Genomic DNA, 22,266 nt, shown 5'->3' with positions numbered 1-22,266 from the left:
CCGTATGATGACTGCAATACAGCGATGTAAAAATCCTACTGTAAATAATTGTATTCAGAATGCTGCTGCATAATACGAGAAAAATCTGACAAAAACCATCGTTTAAAATACATCGCTCCAAATAGTAAATCTGCATGGCTCTATTCGCAATACTCTGTCTTTAGCCCCTTATTAACAGTGCAAATACTTCTCAAAACTGTCTCGTTGTAATTTTTAATGATAATAATTATCATTAGTGTTATTATTAGCATCCTTATAAATTTGCTTTAACTGTTACAAATAATATTTAATCATTTTAGTCCAAGAGGAAATCTGATGCGGTCTCATCTAACCACTAACGTCATTCGCAAAAAATATCTCACCACAGCAGTACAAATTGGCCTGATCATGGGTATGAGTCACGCCGCTTACGCTGTAGAGACGACAAACAATACTGAAAACGATGAGGCTGCTACACCATCAGCTACCTTAGATGCTATTACCGTCTACTCAGATGGCTATCGTAGTACTGGCACCAAAACTGCATTGGATCCAAACGATGCGCCAATGAGTTATACCAGAATTGATCAAGACCTGTTGCAAAAGCGTCAGGCTGATAGTGTCAATGCTGCATTACGTTATGAGCCAGGCGTAAGCTCTGAGAGCCGCGGTACGGTATCTGTTTTTGATGAGTACAATATCCGCGGATTTAAAACCTACTCAAACTTTTATGACGGACTAAGACTGCCCTACGATGGCGCTTGGAACCTAATGCCACAAGTCGATGTCTATGCGACTGAAGCGGTCGAGGTGGTGAAAGGTCCTGCATCTTCCCTCTATGGCTATGCAGCACCCGGCGGTATGGTGAACCAAATCGCCAAAGCCCCTAAAAGCACTCAAGAGAACGAAGTGCAGCTTCGACTCGGCCATCAGAACCTAAAAGAAGTGGCCGTCGATAGTACAGGGCCTATCACGGACACCTTGGATTATCGATTTGTTGCGCTAAAACGCCAAAAAGACGGTCAAATGCAAACCACAGAAGAAGAGCGATTGCTGATTAATCCATCGCTTGAATGGCAGGCAACTGATGATGTCTCGGTACTTGCCAATCTGTTTTATCAAGATGATCCAGAGATGGTACCATCTACCCCCTTACCTGCTGTCGGCACTGTCTACAAGGCAAGCTATGGCAAGCTCGGCAGTGATGCCTATGCAGGCGATGAATGGAATAAATTTAGTAAAGAAGTATTTATGCCAAGTGTTACTGTGAACTGGGATATCAATGACCAGTTGACTTTTAAACATATCACGCGCTATACCGATGCCGAGGCGCAACAACGCAATATGTATAATAGAGGGTTTGTAGAGGGCAGTGACACGATTCTCAATCGCGTGGCATATACCACGGATGAGAGCATGAATAATTGGACCACAGATAACCAACTGGCCTATACATTCGATACTGCCAATACCTCGCACAATCTACTGTTCGGTGCTGAGTATCAAGAGACAGACAGCAGCGCGATTTACTATGATGCTGGTGCAAATGGCTCGCCAAATCTTGACTTGTCTAATCCAGACTACTCACAAGTAAATACGGCTACGCTACCGCTAGATACCTATCGTCAGACGCAAGATATCGAACAAAACCAGCTTGGATTCTATGTGCAAGACGAGATGAGGTGGCAAGATTTGACCGTTGTAGCCGGACTACGTCACGACAACTTCGAGAGTACGACCGAGCAAACTGACGCCTCTCAAGGTGCAGTTTATAATAATGAGACGTTTGGTAATGATGCATCAAAGACTAGCGGCCGTTTTGCTGCGATTTATGATTTTGACAATGGTTTATCACCATTTGTCAGCTATTCAGAGTCATTCCAGCCCGTTGTTGGTAGCAACTTTATTACTAATGAACCTTTTGAACCAAGCACTGCTGATCAGCTAGAAGCAGGCCTCAAATATCTGTCTCCAGACCATGCCACTCAAGGAACGCTTGCCGTATTCGATATCACACAGAAAAATGTCGTAGTAACCAATCCTGCTGATTATCGACAGAAAGTTCAAACTGGTGAAATTCAATCAAAAGGCTTTGAGGTATCAGGCAGTCGTATGCTTAATGACTGGGTAGATCTCGCGGCAAGCTACAGCTACACCGATGCTGAGATCACAGAAGATGAGTTCAACCCTGATGTGGTCGGCAACACTCCTGCCCAAACTGCTAAACACAAAGCCACGCTATGGGCAGACTACTATGCTACGGACAAGCTCACTCTTAATGCTGGCATTCGTTACGAAGACGGTATGCAGATTGACAAGCAAAACACAGATGAGCTACCAAGCGTGACCTTGGTCGATATTGGTGGCAGTTATCAAATCAATCCTATGCTGGCGGTAGGAGCTAGTATCAACAATCTGTTTGATAAGACCTATGTTGGTGCGTGTTACGACATCGATAACTGCTGGATGGGACCTGAACGTCAAATGTCAGTCAGTCTAAAAGCCAATTTTTAATCAAATTTACAAGCAGCGGGTTGGTTCTATTAGTAAGCCAACCCCTAGCCCCTAACCCGCTGTTAGAAGGAAAGCACAATATGGCAAAACCTACTCCAAGAGTACTAGAAGTTATTGGCACTAAATACATTACGCCAAATATGTGCCGTGTCACGCTTGGCGGTGCTGGCATGGTTGATTTTCCTATCGATCAAGAAAGTGCTTATATCAAACTGATATTCCCTCAAGATGCAGGTAGCCGCCCACTGATGCGTACTTATACGGTGAGCGTGCAACGTGAAGACGCAATAGATGTTGACTTTGCTTTACATGAAACAGAAGGACCTGCATCAGCATGGGCACAAAATGCGCAAGTCGGCGATCAAATTCTGATAGGTGGTCCAGGGCCAAAAAAACTCATCAACAATGAAGCAGATTGGTTTTTATTAGTCGGTGATATGACCGCGCTACCAGCGATTACGGTCAACTTAGCACAGTTACCTACTGATGCTCGTGGTTACGCAGTACTTGAAGTGACGACTGAGGCAGATCGTCAGACGCTCAAAAAACCAGAGAACGTCGAGATACATTGGGTGATTAATGCCCATCCAAATGCAGACGATAGCCCTTTACTGGACTGTGTTAAATCATTGAACTGGCTTGATGGTCAACCTGCTGTTTGGGCAGCTTGTGAGTTTCATAGTATGCGTGCACTGCGCCAGTACTTCAAAGTTGAGTGCGCAATACCAAAGACGCATTTATATGTTTCTAGCTACTGGAAAGTCGATAGCACAGAGGATCAGCATAAAATCGTCAAAAGTCAGGATGCGCAAACGGAAGATCAGTAGTTACGTATTTCGAAACAAAAAAGGTGGAGCTAATATTAGCCCCACCTTTTTTTATCAATCATCACTTATCATGCTTCAACCACCTTCCCCTCTTTAACCCGACTAATCGTCAGCCCCGTGAACCCGAATAGCAGCGTCAATAGCAGTGACAAATAACAGAAGAACGCATAAGGCAAGTAATCTAATACCGGCACCCCTAACGCCTGACTGATAAACACCCCGCACACACTCCAAGGCACCAGCGGATTAATCACCGTTCCCGCATCCTCAATCGTCCGAGACAAATTCTTTGGATGTAAGTTCAAACGCTCAAACGTCGAACGAAATGCTGTACCTGACAACAAGATACTCAAATACTGCTCACCAATCAGCACGTTAATGCTCAATGCCGACATCGCTGCCGCAAATATCGCTCGTCCTGATGTCGTCAATGTGTCTTTAATACCAGATAGCAGTGCAGGCAGAATCCCTAGTGCCGTTAATAGACCACCTAAGCTTAATGCCAGTATCACAATCGCCTGAGTAAAGAACATACTCTGTACACCGCCACGCGACAGCATACCACCTACCTCACCCAGCTCTAATGATTCAGCAGGAGCATAGCCTGCAAACAAGTAACCACCCAATTGACCAAAGCTTGGTGAGCTATGGATATAAGTAATGATCAGTGCCGCGGCAATGGTACAGATAATCGTATAAATTGCATTGACCCGAAACAGCGCCAATCCAACCAATATCACAAAGGGTAATACCGAATACCCATGTACCAACCCACTATCTATCAGCTGACCTTGCAATATCGTCACTTGACTCAGATCAGCACTGGTCGTCTGTCCTGAGAACATCCAAAACAAGATAACCGTCAGTATCCATGCAGGTACGGTCGTATACATCATATTGCGAATATGCTCAAACAGATCGATACCGACTACTGAAGACGCAATCGTACAAGTATCAGACAAGGGTGACATCTTATCGCCGAAGAACGCACCTGATACTACTGCCCCCGCCGCTATCGCCACATTGGCATCAAAGGCGTTACTCATACCAATAAAGGCCACGCCCAAAGTCGCTGCAGTCGTCAAACTACTACCCAATGCAATACCGATAATAGAGGTCAAGATAAAGGCAGAGATATAATAATACTCAGGTGAGATCAGCTGAAAGCCTACATACATGAGTGTAGGAATCGCACCAGACATCATCAAAGCCGCAACCATCAGTCCAATAAAGAAGAACAAATAGATGGCACTAATACCGCGCATGACACCTGAGGCCATTTGCGCTTGCATGTCATCAAAGCTGAGACCTTTGTACATACCGATAGCCAGTAGCACACAGATGGCCAAGATAAGAGACAGATGAGGCACCCAGCCAAAGCCAATCATGGTGATGCCCATGATACCGATGACGATGGCGGATATAATGAAGGCGAGCTTGGCACTGATTAATGTAAGCGGTTTTGGTGGCATGACACATCCTTAAAATGCCAGTAAATACTGGCACTAAATTGGGTTTGATTTTAATTTTAATTTTAATGGTAGAAGTACGATTAAAGTGACTTGCTAGTGAAGCAACTTATTACTTGCCTAGTAAGTCATCGGTCTTAGCTGCCATGACAAAATCATTGCGATGCAAACCCTTGATGCTATGCGACCACCAAGTGACCGTAGCCTTACCCCACTCTACCAATATACCCGGATGATGTCCTTCTGCTTCAGCGATTTCTGCCAGTTGATTGGCAAATGCCATTGCTGAGACGAAGTTTTTAAATTTATACTGACGCTGCAATTGCTGAATACCATCTACTTCAATCAATGACCAATCAGGAATTTGCGGTAATAGTTCTCGTGCTTCGGCTTCTTCAACTTTCGGTGCGCCAATGCGGCAAGCTTCGCAGCTGTTTTGTGATAGTGCTGTCATAATAAAATCCTTTTATAGTGGCTATTTTTTAATACTCGTACATCCATGTTGATATAGCTTTGCTGCTATCTCAATATTCCGTACTGAAGTGTTGGTTTTCATGTTTAATTTTGAATTGACGTTTTTAACGAGTTTTTTCTGGATAGGTCGGCTCAAATAGTCCAAGCGACATAGCTTTTTTGACCGCACTCATAATGTCACTATTGACGATATCAAATAAGGTATCTAATTCATCAATGACATAGTAAATAGGCTGTATCTGATCGATACGATAAGGCGTACGCAACACATCGAGCAAATCAAACGCTCGGTGCTCAGGTTGAGACTGAGGTTGAGATTGCGGCTTGTTTTGAGCGATTGAAAGCTCTTGCGGCGTCCGATCAAGTGCGTAGATCGTTTCAGAAGGTGAGCTTAATATACCGCCACCATAGATTCTACGATTTTCTATGCGACTGCCAACCAAGCCAAACTCAATGGTAAACCAATACAATCGTGCTAAAAACCAGCGCTCCTCTTTCGTTGCACTCAAACCAAGCTTGCCATACGTCTCATTAAACGTCGCAAACGCAGGATGGGTCAATAGCGGACAATGCCCAACGATTTCATGAAAGATATCAGGCTCTTCAATATAGTCCATGTCATCAAATCGACGAATAAACGTCGCCACAGGAAAGGACTTATTGGCCAGTAGTTTGAAAAATTTACCAAAGCTGATTAATGCAGGCACAGCGGCGGTCTGCCAACCTGTGGTCGCTTGTAATACCTCGTCAATATCTCGTAGCTGAGGAATACGTGTGGTCGGTAGGTTTAACTTAGTTAAACCCTCTAAATATGCAGTACACGCACGATTGGGCGTTTGTTCCGCTTGACGTGCCAGCAGCGCTTGCCACATCGCATGCTCATCATCACTATAGTGAATATGACCATGACTATCGGGTTGGTGTGAGATATACGGTTGTTTTTTATTTGTCGCATTAGAATGACTGGACGCATCGTTGCTTTGCTTATTAGTCGCAACGCTATTGGTACCGATGGCCGTATTAAGAGAATCTATCTGTGATAGGCGTTCCATGCCTGTATTCCTTTTATCGCAATGAGAGCATTACCTTTGCTGTCGTGCTTGTAGGTAATACTCCTATTAAGGACAACACAAACTCCTTTTGTCTTGTCCATTGATTAAACGTGGCCCGAGCATTAGACAATATTATAGCGTTTCAGTCTCTGGCTGACCGACTGTGCCGCGACGTACTTGGTCGCGCTCTATCGACTCAAACAACGCTTTAAAGTTACCTTCACCAAAGCCATCTGCATAATCGCCTTTACGCTGAATAAACTCAAAGAACACTGGGCTACCCAAGATGGTCTCAGAGAAAATCTGTAGCAGCAGACGCGGTGCACCGCCTTCTGTGGTGCCGTCTAATAAGATACCGCGCGTTTGCAAGTCGGTGACATTTTCACCATGATTTGGCAAACGCTCACTCAGCATTTCATAATAAGCGGCATTTGGTGCGGTCATCAGCGGAATACCAGCTGCTTTTAGCTTATCAATACTGGCAAACAAGTCATCACTGGCTAAAGCAATATGCTGAATACCTTCGCCATTGAAGTGCATTAGATACTCTTCGATTTGGCCACCGCCCTGCTTGGCTTCTTCATTCAGTGGAATACGGATTTTTCCATCGGGTGCGGTCATGGCTTTACTGGTTAGTCCCGTGTACTCACCTTTGATATCAAAGTAACGAATCTCGCGGAAATTAAAGATACGCTCATAGAATTTTGCCCAGTACGCCATGCGTCCACGATAGACGTTGTGCGTTAGATGGTCGATAACTTTAAAGCCATAGCCGACAGGATTCCTGTCGATATCTGCAAAGAACTCAAAATCGACATCATAGATAGATTCGCCATCTTTATAACGGTCAATCAAATAGATTAGTGAGCCGCCGATGCCTTTGATAGCAGGCAATCTAAGCTCCATTACACCTGTTGGTACGTCTACTGGCTGTGCGCCCATTTCAACGGCACGCTCATATGCTTTTTTGGCATCTTTTACCCGAAAGCCCATGCTACAAGCACCTGCGCCATGCTCTTCAACGAAGTAACTGGCTGGGCTTTTTGGTTCGCGGTTTAGGATAAGGTTGATATCACCTTGGCGATATAGAGCAACGTCTTTCGAGCGATGATTGGCGACATGAGCAAAACCAAGCTGCTTAAACAATGCGTCGACTGCATCAGGCTGCGGAGAAGCAAACTCGACAAAATCAAATCCATTTAGTCCCATTGGGTTGTCAAATAAATCTGCCATTGTAATTATCCTTAATTTCAATTGATGGTAAAAAGTCGGTTATTAGCGAAAGTCTATAAAACGATTAATAATCAATCTTTATTGTTGACGTTGTATTTATATTAGATTAGCTTTATTTATAAGACTAATTGTTTTTTATGATTTATTTATCAGGTTTACTTATGAATATCAGCATTCGCCAATTGACCGCATTTATCAAAGTCGCTGACAACGGCAGCTTTACTCGTGCCAGCGAACAGATGTATTTGACTCAATCTGCCGTCAGCGGATTGATTAAGGAGCTAGAGACTGGCCTTGGTATCGTGTTGTTTGATCGCACCACTCGCCAGTTGTCTCTGTCAGCAGTAGGGCGGCATCTGCTACCACAAGCAAGGCGTATCTTGAATGAGATGCAGCTGTTTGAAAATGAAGCGAGTAGTCTGACTAGCTTGGCCCAAGGTCAGGTGCGCTTGGCGGTATCACAGTTTGCAGCATCTTCCCTACCCGCAGTCATCGCTCAATTTGCCAAAGAATATCCAAATATTGGCGTCTCACTATTGGACTGTTCAGCAGAAAATTTGCTCAAGCATATTCAAGATATCGAAGTCGATTTAGGGGTTGGTACCGAGCTCGGTTTTATAGAAACTGATGATGACATCAGGGCTGACTTGTTATATCAGCTACCATTTTGCGTGGTTATGCCAAACAATCATGCACTGGCACAAAGAGACGAAATTACTTGGCAAGATTTATTAGAGACACCGCTAATTACTTTACAAGGTCCGTTCCTAGATCAAGTAACCGCAGAACTCGACGACTCTATCTCCGCTCATGTTCAACAAGCCCGCTACAAGGTGAACTTTATGTCTACCGCGCTTGAGATGACACGTCAAGGCTTTGGTATCACGCTGTGTCTGCCTTATATGCCTGAAGTTATTGATTGGGTCAGCGCCAATGGTCTGCTGATGCGACCACTCACTCAACCAGTCAAAATGCGGCAATTCTTTATCTATCAACGTGCTTCACGGGCTCTCTCTCCAGCGACAATTGCTTTTAAGCAATTTTTGCAAACGTATTTTGCGACTCATTATAACGACCTACATCACTCTGACTCATCGTCTAGCGAATGACGTATAGCATGTCAAATGCGCTTGATAGATGGATAAACAATCTATTTGGCTATTTATTTTATTAATTGCCTCATATAACCCACTCTCGTGTTGAGTTCAGCCGCGATTTGCTCTATGATTTTCGGCTGCTCGATTTATATTTTTATAAGGAAATGGCATGTTTGAACGTATCGATTATTACGCTGGTGATCCAATCTTAGGTCTTATGGAAAAATACTCAGCAGATAGCAATCCTAACAAGGTCAATTTAGGCATTGGTATTTATTATGATGAGAATGGCGTATTGCCTGTACTCGACTGTGTAAAAACAGCCGAAGAGCGTATTGCTGATCCTATCGCCCCGCGTCCATACCTACCAATGGCAGGTCTACCAGGCCACCGTAAAGGCTGTCAGGAATTACTATTTGGTAAAGACGCTCAGATTTTAAAAGACGGCTTGGTCGCTACTATCGCTACAATCGGTGGTTCTGGCGCTTTGAAAGTTGGTGCTGAATTTATTCATGACTGGTTCCCACAAGCTAAGTGCTATGTGAGCGATCCAACATGGGGCAACCATATTGCTATCTTTGAAGGCTCTGATGTAGAAGTCGGTAAATACCCGTACTACGACAAAGCCAACAGCAGCATCAAATTTGATGAAATGATTGCGTTTTTTGAAACATTAAACAAAAATGACGTCATTTTGCTACACCCATGCTGCCATAACCCAACCGGTATGGATTTGACCCAAGCGCAATGGGATACCGTACTCAACGTCGTGAAGGCGCGTGAGCTGATTCCATTCATGGACATCGCTTATCAAGGGTTTGGCGAAGACATGGACAGCGACGCTTACGCTATTCGTAAAGCGGTTGAGATGGGCTTGCCATTGTTTGTTAGCAACTCATTCTCTAAAAACTTATCGCTATACGGCGAGCGCGTCGGCGGCCTATCAGTCGTCTGCCCAACCGTAGACGAAACCGAGCGCGTATTCGGTCAGCTAAACGCAACCGTACGCCGTATCTACTCAAGCCCGCCGTCACATGGTGGACGTGTGGTCGATATCGTCATGAACGATGAAGCGCTACATGAGCAGTGGGTTGGCGAAGTTTATGCGATGCGCGACCGTATCAAAGCCATGCGCCTAAAGCTAAAGTCAGTGTTAGAAGCCAAAATCCCTCACCGTAACTTTGACTACATCACTCGTCAAAACGGTATGTTTAGCTTTACTGGTCTCACGCCTGAGCAAGTCGAACGCCTACAGACCGAGTTTGGTATCTATATGGTTTCTAACTCACGTATGTGTGTGGCTGGCCTAAATACCAGCAACATCGACTATGTGGCCAATGCCATGGCAGACGTCTTAAAAGATTAATTAGTCCAAGTTACTTAACATGTTCCTCAATATGTAACTTTATAAAAAATAAACATAGATAAGAAAGGCTGAGCGATTGCTTAGCCTTTTTTTTGTGCCTAGTATTTAATCAAAATTATTTCGTCAAAACTATTTTATTAAAATCATCTAGTCAGAACCGTTTAGTCAAAACAACGACAACCACTTTTCAAAGCAGCCTTTTCACAAAAGACATTGCACAAAAAACTTGCAATCCATATATCAATAAATTACATTATACGTAAGTAATTAATTATAACGTAATTCATAATGTATATTAGCAAGGAGCAAATCATGTCAACGACTGACAGCACCCTCACCTCTTTTATCGATATCGCTGCTGACTCTGACTTTTCTATTCACAACCTTCCTTATGGCATCTTTAGCGAGACCAAAGACGCTGCTGGTGATAGCAAGCGCCGTGCAGGCGTTGCCATCGGTGAGCATGTACTGGATCTATCTGTACTCGAAGCCGAAGGATTATTAAGTTTGAACGGTGGTCCGTATTTTGACCAGTCCACTCTAAATGCTTTTATTGATTCTGGTCGAGACAATTGGACGCAAGCACGTACGACGATTCAGACACTGCTGTCTAGCGACAGTGACACCCTACGTGACAATGCAGACTTACAGAACAAAGTCCTGTTTAAGCAAGCAGACGTCACCATGCGTTTGCCAGTGCAAGTACCGGGCTTTACCGATTTTTACTCATCGAAAGAGCACGCGACCAACGTCGGCACCATGTTCCGCGATCCAAACAACGCCCTGCTACCTAATTGGACCGAAATGCCTGTCGGCTATAACGGACGCGCCAGCACCGTCATCGTCAGTGGAACTGATATCGTACGTCCATCAGGTCAGCTAAAGCCTAGCCCTGATGAGCGTCCTATTTTTTCTGCCTGTAAGCGCTTGGATTTTGAGCTAGAGACCGCATTTGTCGTTGGTAAAGGTAATCATATCGGTCAGCCAATCGCCGTAGATGATGCCGCTGATCATATCTTTGGCATGGTGTTGCTCAATGACTGGTCAGCACGAGATATCCAAAAATGGGAATACGTGCCTTTAGGTCCATTTAATGCTAAGACCTTTGCCTCCGAGGTTTCTCCTTGGATTGTCACCATGGATGCGTTGGCACCGTTTAAAACAGCTTGCCCAACTCAAGAACCCAAGCCACTTGCTTATCTAAACGGAAAAGCGAACGACAACAGCTTTGACATCAATCTATCGGTTGAATTACTGCCTGAAAATGCGGAAACCGCGACAGTCATTTGCGAGACCAACTTCAAATATATGTACTGGTCAATGGCACAGCAGCTTACCCACCACACCATCACTGGCTGCAAAGTTGAAGTCGGTGACATGATGGGTTCAGGCACGATTTCAGGACCAACGCCTGATTCTTATGGCTCGATGCTAGAGATTGCTTGGAATGCTACCAAACCAGTCACGCTTGAAGGTGGCGAAACACGCAGCTTTATCGAAGATGGTGACACAGTCATTATGAAAGGCTATAGCGAAAAAGACGGCATCCGTGTTGGCTTTGGTGAAGTACGCGGCAAGGTATTACCAGCACTGAGCTTTGATTTTGATAAATAGTATTTAAGAAATAACATAGATAGAGAAATAGCAAAATAGGCGTGAAAACTCTCATGCAGGCTGATAGGAAGACAAATGCATTCACCTACTCATCGTTATGTGAATACAGCCAAATGAGTGACGCGCCTTATCAAAAGGAGTTTGATATGAGCTTTCAAATTGAGAAAATCCATCATGTGGCTTATCGCTGCAAAGATGCCAAAGAAACCGTCGAATGGTATAAAAAAAATCTAAATATGGATTTTATTCTGGCATTCGCAGAAGATCATGTGCCTTCGACCAAAGCCTTTGACCCTTATATGCACGTCTTTTTGGACGCTGGTAATGGAAATGTCTTAGCGTTTTTTGAAGTACCCAATCAACCTGAGATGGGCTTTGATCCTAGTACCCCAAGCTGGGTGCAGCATTTGGCGCTAAAGGTTAAGGACCGTGACGAGCTTATTGTTGCCAAAGAGCATTTAGAAAATGCAGGCATTGATGTCATTGGCGTGACCAATCACGGTATATTCCACTCGATTTACTTCTTTGACCCCAATGGTCATCGTCTCGAGCTGACCTATGATGATCCAACCTCAGAAGACAAAGTATCGATGATTACAGATGCCATCAAGCAAGACATGCTAGATGAGTGGTCTCGTACCAAGCGTGCTCCTGCACATACACAGTTTCTGCATAGTGATGAGCTGGCTGAAGCACGCGAAGTTGCTCCTGTCGGCGAGTAACTCTCCTGTCATTCTGTTTACTGCCTTTTTAAATGATCAGTTAATCATCGCTTTAATTATAAAAGTGCTAATTGACGACATACCCTAGGTATTAATGAATAGCGAACCATATCTAACCATCATGAAAGGACTCTATGATGAAAATAAGAACCCCTCTAGGAATATTCTTAGCCGCCTCGATTGCGATGACTGGTTGCTCCAATAACGACCAAGCAGGAGGCGCGTCTACAGATGCAGGTGAAGTGACAACATTGCGGTTCTCGCATTTCATGACTGCCACTGACAATATAAACACCGAAGCGTTAGAGCCATGGGCAAAGAAAATTGAAGCAGATTCAAAAGGTCGCTTAAAGGTTGAGATATACCCTTCTGCGACGCTCAGCAAACCAGGTGCTACCTATGACGCTACAGCTAAAGGTAGCGTAGATATTGGTATGCAAGCGCAAGGATATACAGCAGGACGTTTTCCTTTGACTCAAATCGTAGAGTTGCCAGGCATCACAAATACTGCACAGCAGCAGAGCTGTATACTTCATAAACTATATGACGAGGGTGTCATTAAAGACGAGTACGAAGACACTCACTTGCTAGCGCTGATAGGCACTGGACAAGGTGCACTTCATACGGTTGATAAACCGATTCGCACGCCAGCTGATATGAAAGGTCTGCGTATTCGCCAACCTTCTGCGGTTGCTAGCCACATTATCGAAGCCACTGGTGCTGCACCTGTCGGCATGCCTGCCAGTGATACTTATACCTCTCTGCAGCGCGGTGTCATTGACGGACTTAGCTTTACTTGGCAACCCATTCAAGCGTTTCGCCTTGATGAGCTGATCAATACGCACACCAATATTCCTTTTTATAACTCCACCTTTGTGATTAGCATGAACAAAGAGAAATATAACAGCTTGCCTGATGACCTCAAAAAAGTGATTGATGACAATTCTGGCGCAGAGCTGGCAGCACATATCTCTAAAGTATTTGACATCAGCAATGCCAAAGCGATGGCCGCCGCCAAAGCAAAAGGCGATATTATGATTGATATTCCTGATCCACTCAATGACCCAGATTGGAGAGGCCCATTAATGGAAGGCTCTCAGCATTACCTAGATGAAGTAAATGCAACTGGCCTAGACGCTGACAACGTATACGAAAAAGCAAAAGCGGCCAGTAGCGCCTGTATGGTCTAAAGGATACATATCAGATGACTATGGCGTGAATTGAAGGCACGCCCTAGCTTATAGCACCACATACTGGCTAGGCAATTTGATAACGCTGTGCTATCGCCAGTATTTTCTTAACCACATTATGTTGCTCACTCATAGGCAATTGCTCTGTTGTTCCAATGATAGTGATAGCATATTCTAGCGGTAAATCTTCATCATCAGTTTTATCACTACTCGTGGGTTGGTTAACAACGCTATTGGCAAGCTGCGGCAATATGACAGGTATCGTAATGGCATTAATCCCCATAAGCATATCGCCCGTCACTGTCGCATAGCCTTGAGTACGAATTTTGGCTTGTAGCTGAGCAAAATCCTGCCATTTCTCGGTCATATCTACAGCGGTATTAGTCGTATGCCATTCAGCTGTGACCAATGGCTGAATGACGGCATCAGGTTGATAACTGGCAAATAACTGCCCTGTGGCCGATGTCGTCAGAGGCATACGTGAGCCAATGCGAGTAATGATACTAATCGGACTGTCTGGCTCAACGGACTGGATAATAATAGGGCCTTCGCTAAACCATTTGGCGATTTGCACACCGCAATTTAAGGTATCTTTGATTTCATTAGCCACTTGCGTGAGACGTGCCAACAGATTGTTTTGGTTGAGTTCAGTATGTCCTAGTGATGCCAATGCATTGACTCTATCGCCAAGCCCATAGCGACCATCATCGAGCTTACGCGCGTAGTTTTTGCGGATGAGACTGACCAAGTAACGATGGGATTTTGCTGGATGCATTTGCATAGCTTCAGCGATATCTTTTAGCATCATAGGCTCATTGCGGTCGATCAGCACATCGAGTATCGACAGCCCAATCTCAAGCGACTGAACCCCACTTTGGTTTTTACTGCTGATAGAACTGTCTACAAGGGTTTTGTCTGCTGGCATGATTTGCTCGATTCTGGTGTGCTTGGTTATTTTTTAATGATGGCTTGCTTAATAATGGTTTGTTCAATAATGACTTGCTCGATCAAATACCAGTGAGATACAGACCTTACTTCATAATATTTATCTTTATAAAAACACATCTACATAAGGACATGAATCATGATGACACTTTATGGCTACTTTCGTAGTAGCACGTCTTACCGTACTCGTATCGCTATGAACCTAAAAGGCTTACATTACAATGATATCACGATCAATCTGGCACAGGATGAACAGTTAGAATCTGCCTTCAAAGCGATTAACCCGCAAGGACTGGTGCCTGTCCTACAGACTGACGATTTATTATTATACCAAAGTCCAGCTATCTTGGAGTGGTTAGAAGATGTCTACCCTGAGCACGCACTATTACCTGACGATGCTGCTGGGCGTATGCAGGTACGCGCGCTGAGCGCCATGATTGGTTGCGACATCCACCCAATCAATAATCGCCGCATTTTACAGTACCTGCGTAATGAGCTGTCAGTAGATGAGAAAGATGTGATTGCATGGTGCAATCGCTGGATCAGTGAAGGTTTTGCCGCTTTAGAAACACGTTTGGCGGCGGATAACAATCGCGGACAGTTCTGCTATAGGAACAGTCCTACTCTCGCAGATTGTTATTTGATTCCGCAAGTCTCTTCTGCTCGCCGCTTCAAAGTAGATTTGAGCGCTTATCCCAATATCGTCGCCATTGATACTCATTGCCGTACACTAAAAGCGTTCGCAGATGCGGATCCTATGATGCAGCCTGATGCGCCGAAACGTGATGCCTAATTTAAGACAGTTTTTATAGGATACCTATCTTTATAGAATATTTATCTTCTCGGCCAAATATTAAGTGACTTAGAATTAACACTTAATATTTGGTCTAGCTTTATTCTTCGCTATTCTTTACCCCTACCTATTTTTACAGCTTAATTCCTAGCTTAATTGCTTAACTTTGCCTCATTAATTACTATTTATTCAATTTTTACAATATAATTTTTAATATATTCATATTAACGGTTGTATGGTGGGCAGCTGTTGGTTATTCTTTATATAAGCATTTGTCATCGCTCAAATTTGTACTTTATTAGCTGTAGAAAAAGTACTGTCTTATTCATCATAATAAGGTTGAACAATATGAATGATATATCCTCAGCAGAAATAACCACCCTACCATCGGATGCAGCAAACAAGATTTATGCATCAGCAATCATGTTCAGAGATGAAACAGAAAGCGCTAGAAAAATTGCGCCCGTGGTAGTCAATAAACTTTCAGAATTTGCATTATTTAGAATGGGGTTGCCTAAATCGTTAGGAGGATGGGCAGGCAACCCAGTAGAAACGCTAAAAACTTATGAGACGTTGGCCAGTGCTGAGGCCTCCGTTGCTTGGATCGTTTGGAACAACCATTTGGCCTGTACATTCGGTCGATTTTTGGATGAGTCCAGTATGAAAGAGGTATATAGCGACCCCTCTCATATTTATGCCAATTCCGCACGGCCTGAAGGCGTGGCCCAAACAGTAGATAATGGCTACATGGTATCAGGACAATGGACACTCGTCTCTGGATGCCAATTGGCTGACTGGTTTGTGTTACGTTGTCTCGTTATCTCCGAAGGCTCTCCTACAACCCTTGGTCCAGGTGCAAATTTAAAACTATTCTTTATTCCTAAAAAAGACGTAAAAATCATTGATACGTGGGATGTGGGCGGTCTAAATGGCACAGGTAGCCACGATATAGTCATCAAAGGCGCTTTTGTCAAAGAGGATTATGCAGTTGACTTTGATAGTCCTGTGGCTGTCGATACTGCCTACAGTCGTCTGCCTATCGGCTGTATCAATGCTGCTGGCTGTGCAGCGATGGCGCTAGGCGTATTAAAAGCCGCCATGGACGACTTGGTTGATATGTGTCTTGAAAGGGTAACGCCTGATAAGAGTCCAGATTTACGCGACCGTGCAACGGTACAGGCTACCATTGCTAAGAGCAAAACAATACTGGCATCAAAACGCGACCAACTGCATCATAGTGTCGAGGTACTATGGGAAGAGGCACAGCAGCAGAACACCTTTACTGATATACAGCTTGCCGATGTGTGGGCAGCGTCTTATGAAGGCGCAAGAGAAGCTCGTGACATGGTATCTGAAATTTACGCAGTCGCAGGCACAGCCTCCCTATATAAAAAGCATAAGATAGAAAGGGCGCATAGAGATATTCATGCGATTTTGCAGCATGGCATTATTCAACCTCACTGGATGAATCAAGCAGGTATGGCCTATGTTGGACTGACACCGAATGGTGCAATGTTTAGAATATAACAGCGTCTTAATTATAAATCATAAGCGCTTGTAAGATACAACTTACAAGCGCTTATGATTTATCGATAGCTTTATTACTTTAATTGTTTATCTTTAAGCCGTAAAAAAGCAAGACATTGGATGTCTTGCTTTTTTATAGTCTATCGATAATGAACCGCCCCGACTATATCGGAGAGTGGATTGCTTGAGTCAGGCAGCTTTGTCTGACTTAGTAAGACTATCATAGTATCGTCTCTCAAACTCAAAAGGCGACACATAACCAATCGTACTATGAATGCGAGTTTTGTTAAACCAATCGACCCATTCAAGGGTTGCTAATTCAACATCATACGCATCCCGCCACTGCTGTTTTAAATATTCAATCACCTCTGTTTTATAAAGCCCGTTAACCGTTTCAGCCAATGCATTATCGTATGAATCACCGGTTGTACCAACAGATGCAATAACGCCAGAATCAGCCATCTTATCAATATAGCGAATGGATAAGTACTGAACGCCGCGATCACTATGATGAATCACATCTTTTGGGTTATTTCTGTCTCCAATGGCTTGATTTAACGCTGCCATCACCATATCCGTGTTCATACGATCTGATACTTTCCAACCAACGATAGCGCGAGCAAACACATCAATGATAAAAGCAGTATATACCCAACCACTCAATGTCTTTATATAGGTAAAATCAGCTACCCATAGTTGGTTAGGGCGATGGGCGTTAAAGTTACGATTAACTAAATCATCAGCACGCTTTTGATCATCACGAGACTTAGTCGTTATCTTACCTTTACCTCGCCAAACACCTTGCATACCATGCTGACGCATTAACCGCTCTATAGTGCAGCGTGCAGCGTGCAGGATGTATACCCTCTGCTTTCAACTGTTGCCAAACTTTACGAGCACCGTATCGGCATTTGCTGTTCTTCCAGATACGTTTAATCTCATTAAGGTAGAAATCGTCATGCTGACTACGCTGTGAACGCTTTTCAGGATTTTCTTCTAGTTCTTTAGCACGATAGTATGTGGATGGAGCAATCGGTAATACTCTACAGATTGGCTCGACTCCATATTGTTGTTTATGATCTTCAATAAAATCAACCATTACTTGGGTTTGCGATCGAGCTCCGCCTGGGCGAAAAAAGCGGCAGCTTTCTTTATAATCTCATTGGCTTGCTTTAACTCTCTGTTCTCACGTTCAAGCTCTTTGATACGCTCCGCTTGGCTTTGAGCTTGAATGTTTGCAGGAATGGTTTTATCAATGTGCTTTTTATGCCATGATCGTAGGGTCTCAGGCGTGCAACCTATCTTTGGCGCTATGGCTTTGATGGCTGACCAGGTGGATGGGTAATCGTCTTTAGCTGCAATCAGCATACGGACGGCGCTCTCTTTCATTTCAGGGGTATAATTTCGTGTTTTCATTGTCATATTCTCTTGGAGCGTTGAGTCTCCGACAATCCCGGGGCGGTTCACAATGCATTTGCCTGCATGCCAAAGCCAGCAGCTAGTAGCCCAAGCGCTATAGTGCTCAGACGTAACGTACGGATAACAGATAGGTTAGACGTTGTGTTGATGGTAGCGTTAGAGCTAACGCTAGATTTGGAAGATTTGCCACGTCCCTTCGCGTATTCACCAACGGCGGTAAAACAACTTAAGGCTTCATTCCAGATGACTTTATAGATGCGGTTCATGATGCGTACTCCCTTACAGACTTGTCAGATTTAAAAAATCAGAGATAAGATCTATGTCAGAGAGACGATGTGACAAAATAAAACGGGTTATAAGCTTATAGTAACGAGACCTTGTTCAAATAATAGTTGTAGTAGTCTTTAAGGAATAAGACGTTCTGTTTTGTATAATCTTTATCACTCTCTGTATATATTAGTATTACCGAATATATACAGAGAGACAATACCGTTCATCCGTGTTTTGATACCGTTCGTCTATTATATTCATATAAACGAATATAATTACTTTTAATTTTTGTCTATTTATAATAAATTACGTCGATTTTAAGAAGAGTCAGCTTTTATCTATTACTAAATATACTCTTATACACATTAAAAATACATGATAAGCGCACATTGGTTACATAAATTGTTTCTGCATTATTTATCTTTTTGTCTGCTAGGTAGCACTATTTGAACCGCCAACCCTTGGATACCATCTTGGCGATTATGAGCATTGATATATCCTTTATGCGCCATGACTACAGCATGGACAATGGCCAATCCAAGACCATAGCCGCCAGTATCACGATGCCGAGCAGTATCGAGCCGCACAAAGGGATGAAAAATACGCTCTAAGTCTTTTTCTGCGACACCGCCACCTTCGTCTGTTATATTAATTTGAACAGCTGGTACCTTATTGTCCATTTGTATTGCCTTTATTTCAGCAATCACTGTCGAACCCGCTGCCGTGTGCATAAAGGCATTGCGAATGACATTTTCAAGCGCGCTATACAACTGCTCTGCATTACCTTGGACGGTCCAAAAACCTTCCAAACTATCTAGCGCTGAGGCTACAGGCGGTTGCCATTGCCAATGTACGTCTTTATGTTGAAACTCAAAGCAGACATCCTCTCCGATATTGCTAATGATGTCTGATATATCGACTGCCTCACTCTCCAAATTATCGACGGTATATTGCTGCATTTGTAGGGATTGAATATGAATGATTTGCTCAATCAGCTCATTCATCCGCGCAGACTCTTTGTCAATACGGTCTAAATAACGATGGGCATTGGGTGCAAAATCACGAGTCAGCTCAGTTGCAACATCGAGACGCGCGAGCGGTGAGCGCAGCTCATGCGAGATATCACTGAGCATCTGCTTACGCGCCAGCTCACTATCAGCCAGTCTCGTTGACAAATGAGCCACGTCTTTGGCTAATAATCCCAGCTCATCATCACCCATTTTTGACAGCGCTGGATTGGCTTGATAATCCCCATCAATCATACGATGAACAGTACTCTGCACACGTCCAATACGCTGAGTCAGCGTACGGCTGAGCCAGACACAAACCAACACACTAAAGATAACGATCAATAGCAAACGTATTGGGAAATTACCGTGCTGTATCTCTACCACGTCTGAAAAACGCAAATGCGGACGCAACTGTATGATGATTGACTGACCATCAGGTAATTCAACAGACATATCGGCCAATTCAGGACGAGTATCGATATCAGCTACTGCGGCGCTACTTGCCGTTCTTGGTTTTAGGAATTTTTGCCAGAAAGACGGCTCATCTTTTGGTAACTCATTGTCGTGCTCACGCAGTCTATTGTCAGCATTACGACCTTCTACACCATAAACGTTATTCTCTACTCTAGGTGGTCTAGGCGACACCGGTCGCAACGGTTGTATCGCACGATCCATTAGCTGCCGACCACTTTGCAGCTGTCCTTGCGCGCGCTCATCTTTGTCACGGTAACGCGGGAATATAATAGCGCCCTGCTCATCATAGACTCTGATTTGATTCATCAACTGGCGGTCTTGACGATACATCTGCCTGACAGACTCTACATCACCAGCCCGTAGTGATGCGACCATCTCTTCACGCTTTATCAATAGGCTATCGATTTGTACGTCCATACGAGAGGTCAGCTCTTTTTCAGCCAACCAGCGTTCTACTAGGATAGACAATACAGAGGTGATTAAAATCGTCAGTAATAGACTAAGGAACAAACGCCAAAACAGAGTAATGCGCACTTTAAACTTAGATGCTTTTTTGAGGGTCTGCTCAGAAGCTTTCATCGATATGTCCGTCATTACAGCACCAGTTGATAACCTTTTCCACGCACCGCTTTTATTGGCTCATCGTGGAAAGGTTGAAGCTTTTTGCGTAAGCGAGATACATGTACATCGAGGCTACGGTCAAATGGCTGCAATTCACGCTGCAAGACATTTTCTGACAGCCATGCTTTACTTACCACCTCCCCTTTTTGTTTGAGCAAGGCCACGAGCAGATCAAACTCTGTACCAGTGACTTGCAGCGTTACCCCATCTATCTGACAGGCACGTTGGTTTTGATCGAGATGCAACCGACTCTCTGGCAACGGAGTATGCTCTGATGCGGTCGTATTGGTACGTTTAATCACTGCATTAATACGCGCTAGCAGCTCTCGAGGGTTACACGGTTTGGTGATATAATCATCAGCACCAAGCTCTAGACCAATTATACGATCAATCTCTTCCCCTTTTGCCGTCAGCATAATGACTGGAATATCGATAATATTTGGTAATTGGCGCAGGACGCTCAGACCATCTAGTTTCGGCATCATAATATCGAGTACGAGTAAATCATAAACCGTATCTTCGTGTGCTACTGCTTTAAGTCGTTGTATGACTGCTGCACCATCATGGACACAATCACACTGAATGCCATGATTGTGCAAATACTCTTGTAATAACTGGGTTAACTCTTCGTCATCATCGCCTATCAGAATGTTTGGCATGCTTCTCTCCTTTAATTTTATTTATCTCTATTTACTCAATCTATAATAATCATGACGCAGTAAGTCCGCGTACAGGTGTCATTTTGATATGGTTAGCGAGATTGTCGCCGTGGTATCTTTATTGCCGGTAGACTGTAGTTAACCATATTATCAGGCAAGCACTTGCCAATTCACCAGAAACGTTACCTTTCTTAATACTTCATAAATGTTCGTAACCTTCAACTGTCGTAATATACTCCTATCAACAGCAAGTATTGCATTTCTAAGATGGCTGACCATAACGAGCGATAACGTTCAACAGATGGTACTTGCGAGATAAAAATTTAGTGCTTATGAAATCAAACTCAATGTAATCAAGGATATTATGATGAAAAAATTACTATTAGGCTCAGTATTAGCAGCGTCTAGCATATTTACCGTGACCGCTTGCACCAGCGTTAACGCGACTACTGATACAACGCCAACTGCACAAATGCAGAAGAACCACAAAGATGGCATGAAAAAAGGTGAGATGAGAGGCCCAATGTCAAAACTGGACTTAACCGCGACACAGCAAGCGCAAATCAAAGCCATCATGCAAAACAAACGTGGCGATCGCACTGCTGACCGTGCAGAACATCAAGCGGAACGTGCGCAAATGGATCAGCAAATACAAGCACTGACCAATGCAAGCACATTGAATAGTGCTGCAGTAAACCGTTTGGCCGATCAGCAAGCTGCTAAAACGAAGCAGCGCTTTATTGAGCGTGTACAAACACAACACGCCATTGCTCAAGTATTAACTGCTGAGCAACGCGCAAAACTTGCACAAATGAAAGAAGATAGAAAAGGTAACGACGAAGGCCGTCGTGGTCCAGACCATCGTGAGCAACGTGGTGATCGTGCACAGCAAGGTATGTAATAAACCACTCCGGAAAAGTGTTATTTTACCTAGCTGTATACGTATAAAATGAAAAAGCACGCCGTTAATAGGTGCGCTTTTTTTAGTGCAAAATTATCCTGTTCAAAAAC

18 protein-coding genes, 1 pseudogene and 1 other annotated feature are annotated in these 22,266 nt (G+C 43.8%); of the genes and pseudogenes, 10 read left to right on the top strand and 9 right to left on the bottom strand.

Annotated elements, in window-relative coordinates; genetic code table 11:
• Positions 1-315: 315 nt before the first annotated feature.
• Positions 316-2,493, top strand: coding sequence for a TonB-dependent siderophore receptor (locus tag CXF61_RS05980; protein ID WP_165597530.1), 2,178 nt, complete (start codon positions 316-318; stop codon positions 2,491-2,493).
• An 80-nt stretch (positions 2,494-2,573) separates the two neighbouring features.
• Complete coding sequence (locus CXF61_RS05975) at positions 2,574-3,320, top strand: siderophore-interacting protein (protein ID WP_165597529.1); 747 nt, start codon at positions 2,574-2,576, stop codon at positions 3,318-3,320.
• Between the two features lie 68 nt (positions 3,321-3,388).
• On the opposite strand, the gene CXF61_RS05970 is transcribed toward CXF61_RS05975, so the two are convergent.
• The 4 genes from CXF61_RS05970 to hppD all read right to left on the bottom strand — a co-directional run bounded on the left by CXF61_RS05970 (position 3,389) and on the right by hppD (position 7,548).
• Entirely contained in the window at positions 3,389-4,792 is a 1,404-nt protein-coding gene (locus CXF61_RS05970; RefSeq protein WP_165597528.1) for a Na+/H+ antiporter NhaC family protein, read from the bottom strand.
• Between the two features lie 109 nt (positions 4,793-4,901).
• On the bottom strand, positions 4,902-5,243 hold the full coding sequence (locus CXF61_RS05965) for a 4a-hydroxytetrahydrobiopterin dehydratase (protein ID WP_102090603.1): 342 nt from the start codon (positions 5,241-5,243) through the stop codon (positions 4,902-4,904).
• 124 nt (positions 5,244-5,367) lie between these two features.
• On the bottom strand, positions 5,368-6,315 hold the full coding sequence (gene phhA / locus CXF61_RS05960; RefSeq protein WP_165597527.1) for a phenylalanine 4-monooxygenase: 948 nt from the start codon (positions 6,313-6,315) through the stop codon (positions 5,368-5,370).
• Positions 6,316-6,447: 132 nt separating this feature from the next.
• Positions 6,448-7,548 carry a 4-hydroxyphenylpyruvate dioxygenase gene (gene hppD / locus CXF61_RS05955; RefSeq protein WP_165597526.1) on the bottom strand — a complete coding sequence of 367 codons (1,101 nt, stop codon included), beginning with the start codon at positions 7,546-7,548 and terminating at the stop codon, positions 6,448-6,450.
• Between the two features lie 161 nt (positions 7,549-7,709).
• On the opposite strand from hppD, the gene CXF61_RS05950 reads away from it, so the two are divergent.
• From CXF61_RS05950 to CXF61_RS05930, 5 genes are all read left to right on the top strand, one after another.
• Positions 7,710-8,657, top strand: coding sequence for a LysR family transcriptional regulator (locus CXF61_RS05950; protein ID WP_165597525.1), 948 nt, complete (start codon positions 7,710-7,712; stop codon positions 8,655-8,657).
• Between the two features lie 157 nt (positions 8,658-8,814).
• Positions 8,815-10,011, top strand: coding sequence for an amino acid aminotransferase (locus tag CXF61_RS05945; RefSeq protein WP_165597524.1), 1,197 nt, complete (start codon positions 8,815-8,817; stop codon positions 10,009-10,011).
• A gap of 312 nt (positions 10,012-10,323) precedes the next feature.
• Positions 10,324-11,625, top strand: a complete 1,302-nt coding sequence (gene fahA, locus CXF61_RS05940; RefSeq protein ID WP_165597523.1) for a fumarylacetoacetase — start codon at positions 10,324-10,326, stop codon at positions 11,623-11,625.
• A gap of 146 nt (positions 11,626-11,771) precedes the next feature.
• A complete protein-coding gene (locus CXF61_RS05935; RefSeq protein WP_165597522.1) occupies positions 11,772-12,347 on the top strand; it encodes a VOC family protein in 576 nt (191 codons plus the stop codon).
• A 137-nt stretch (positions 12,348-12,484) separates the two neighbouring features.
• Positions 12,485-13,537: a TRAP transporter substrate-binding protein gene (locus CXF61_RS05930; protein ID WP_165597521.1), complete on the top strand. Its 1,053-nt coding sequence runs from the start codon at positions 12,485-12,487 to the stop codon at positions 13,535-13,537.
• A 67-nt stretch (positions 13,538-13,604) separates the two neighbouring features.
• Here CXF61_RS05930 and CXF61_RS05925 read toward each other — a convergent pair whose 3' ends face one another.
• Positions 13,605-14,462 (bottom strand): IclR family transcriptional regulator, encoded by an 858-nt coding sequence (locus CXF61_RS05925; RefSeq protein WP_165597520.1) that lies wholly within the window; start codon positions 14,460-14,462, stop codon positions 13,605-13,607.
• A 162-nt stretch (positions 14,463-14,624) separates the two neighbouring features.
• Here CXF61_RS05925 and maiA point away from each other — a divergent pair, with 162 nt between their 5' ends.
• The gene (gene maiA / locus CXF61_RS05920; RefSeq protein ID WP_264755672.1) at positions 14,625-15,275 is read left to right on the top strand and encodes a maleylacetoacetate isomerase; all 651 of its coding nucleotides are present in this window, start codon (positions 14,625-14,627) and stop codon (positions 15,273-15,275) included.
• 348 nt (positions 15,276-15,623) lie between these two features.
• The gene (locus tag CXF61_RS05915) at positions 15,624-16,802 is read left to right on the top strand and encodes an acyl-CoA dehydrogenase family protein (protein WP_165597518.1); all 1,179 of its coding nucleotides are present in this window, start codon (positions 15,624-15,626) and stop codon (positions 16,800-16,802) included.
• Between the two features lie 189 nt (positions 16,803-16,991).
• On the opposite strand, the pseudogene CXF61_RS05910 reads toward CXF61_RS05915, so the two are convergent.
• The 4 genes and pseudogenes from CXF61_RS05910 to CXF61_RS05895 form a co-directional block, all read right to left on the bottom strand.
• Positions 16,992-18,218 (bottom strand): annotated as a pseudogene (locus tag CXF61_RS05910) (IS3 family transposase).
• Positions 17,827-17,943, bottom strand: a sequence feature (AL1L pseudoknot). (Overlaps the previous pseudogene by 117 nt.)
• 47 nt (positions 18,219-18,265) lie before the next feature.
• Complete coding sequence (locus CXF61_RS05905) at positions 18,266-18,487, bottom strand: ESPR domain-containing protein (RefSeq protein WP_165597517.1); 222 nt, start codon at positions 18,485-18,487, stop codon at positions 18,266-18,268.
• Between the two features lie 417 nt (positions 18,488-18,904).
• Positions 18,905-20,554: a sensor histidine kinase gene (locus CXF61_RS05900; RefSeq protein ID WP_165597516.1), complete on the bottom strand. Its 1,650-nt coding sequence runs from the start codon at positions 20,552-20,554 to the stop codon at positions 18,905-18,907.
• Positions 20,555-20,568: 14 nt separating this feature from the next.
• Positions 20,569-21,255, bottom strand: coding sequence for a response regulator transcription factor (locus CXF61_RS05895; RefSeq protein WP_165597515.1), 687 nt, complete (start codon positions 21,253-21,255; stop codon positions 20,569-20,571).
• Positions 21,256-21,622: 367 nt separating this feature from the next.
• On the opposite strand from CXF61_RS05895, the gene CXF61_RS05890 reads away from it, so the two are divergent.
• The gene (locus CXF61_RS05890; RefSeq protein ID WP_165597514.1) at positions 21,623-22,156 is read left to right on the top strand and encodes a Spy/CpxP family protein refolding chaperone; all 534 of its coding nucleotides are present in this window, start codon (positions 21,623-21,625) and stop codon (positions 22,154-22,156) included.
• Positions 22,157-22,266 lie beyond the last annotated feature (110 nt).

Origin of the sequence: Psychrobacter sp. 4Dc (genome assembly GCF_002836715.1) — a bacterium.
GTDB lineage: Bacteria > Pseudomonadota > Gammaproteobacteria > Pseudomonadales > Moraxellaceae > Psychrobacter.
Note: the sequence above shows the minus strand (reverse complement) of the source record. Positions and strands in the feature narration are given on the sequence as shown.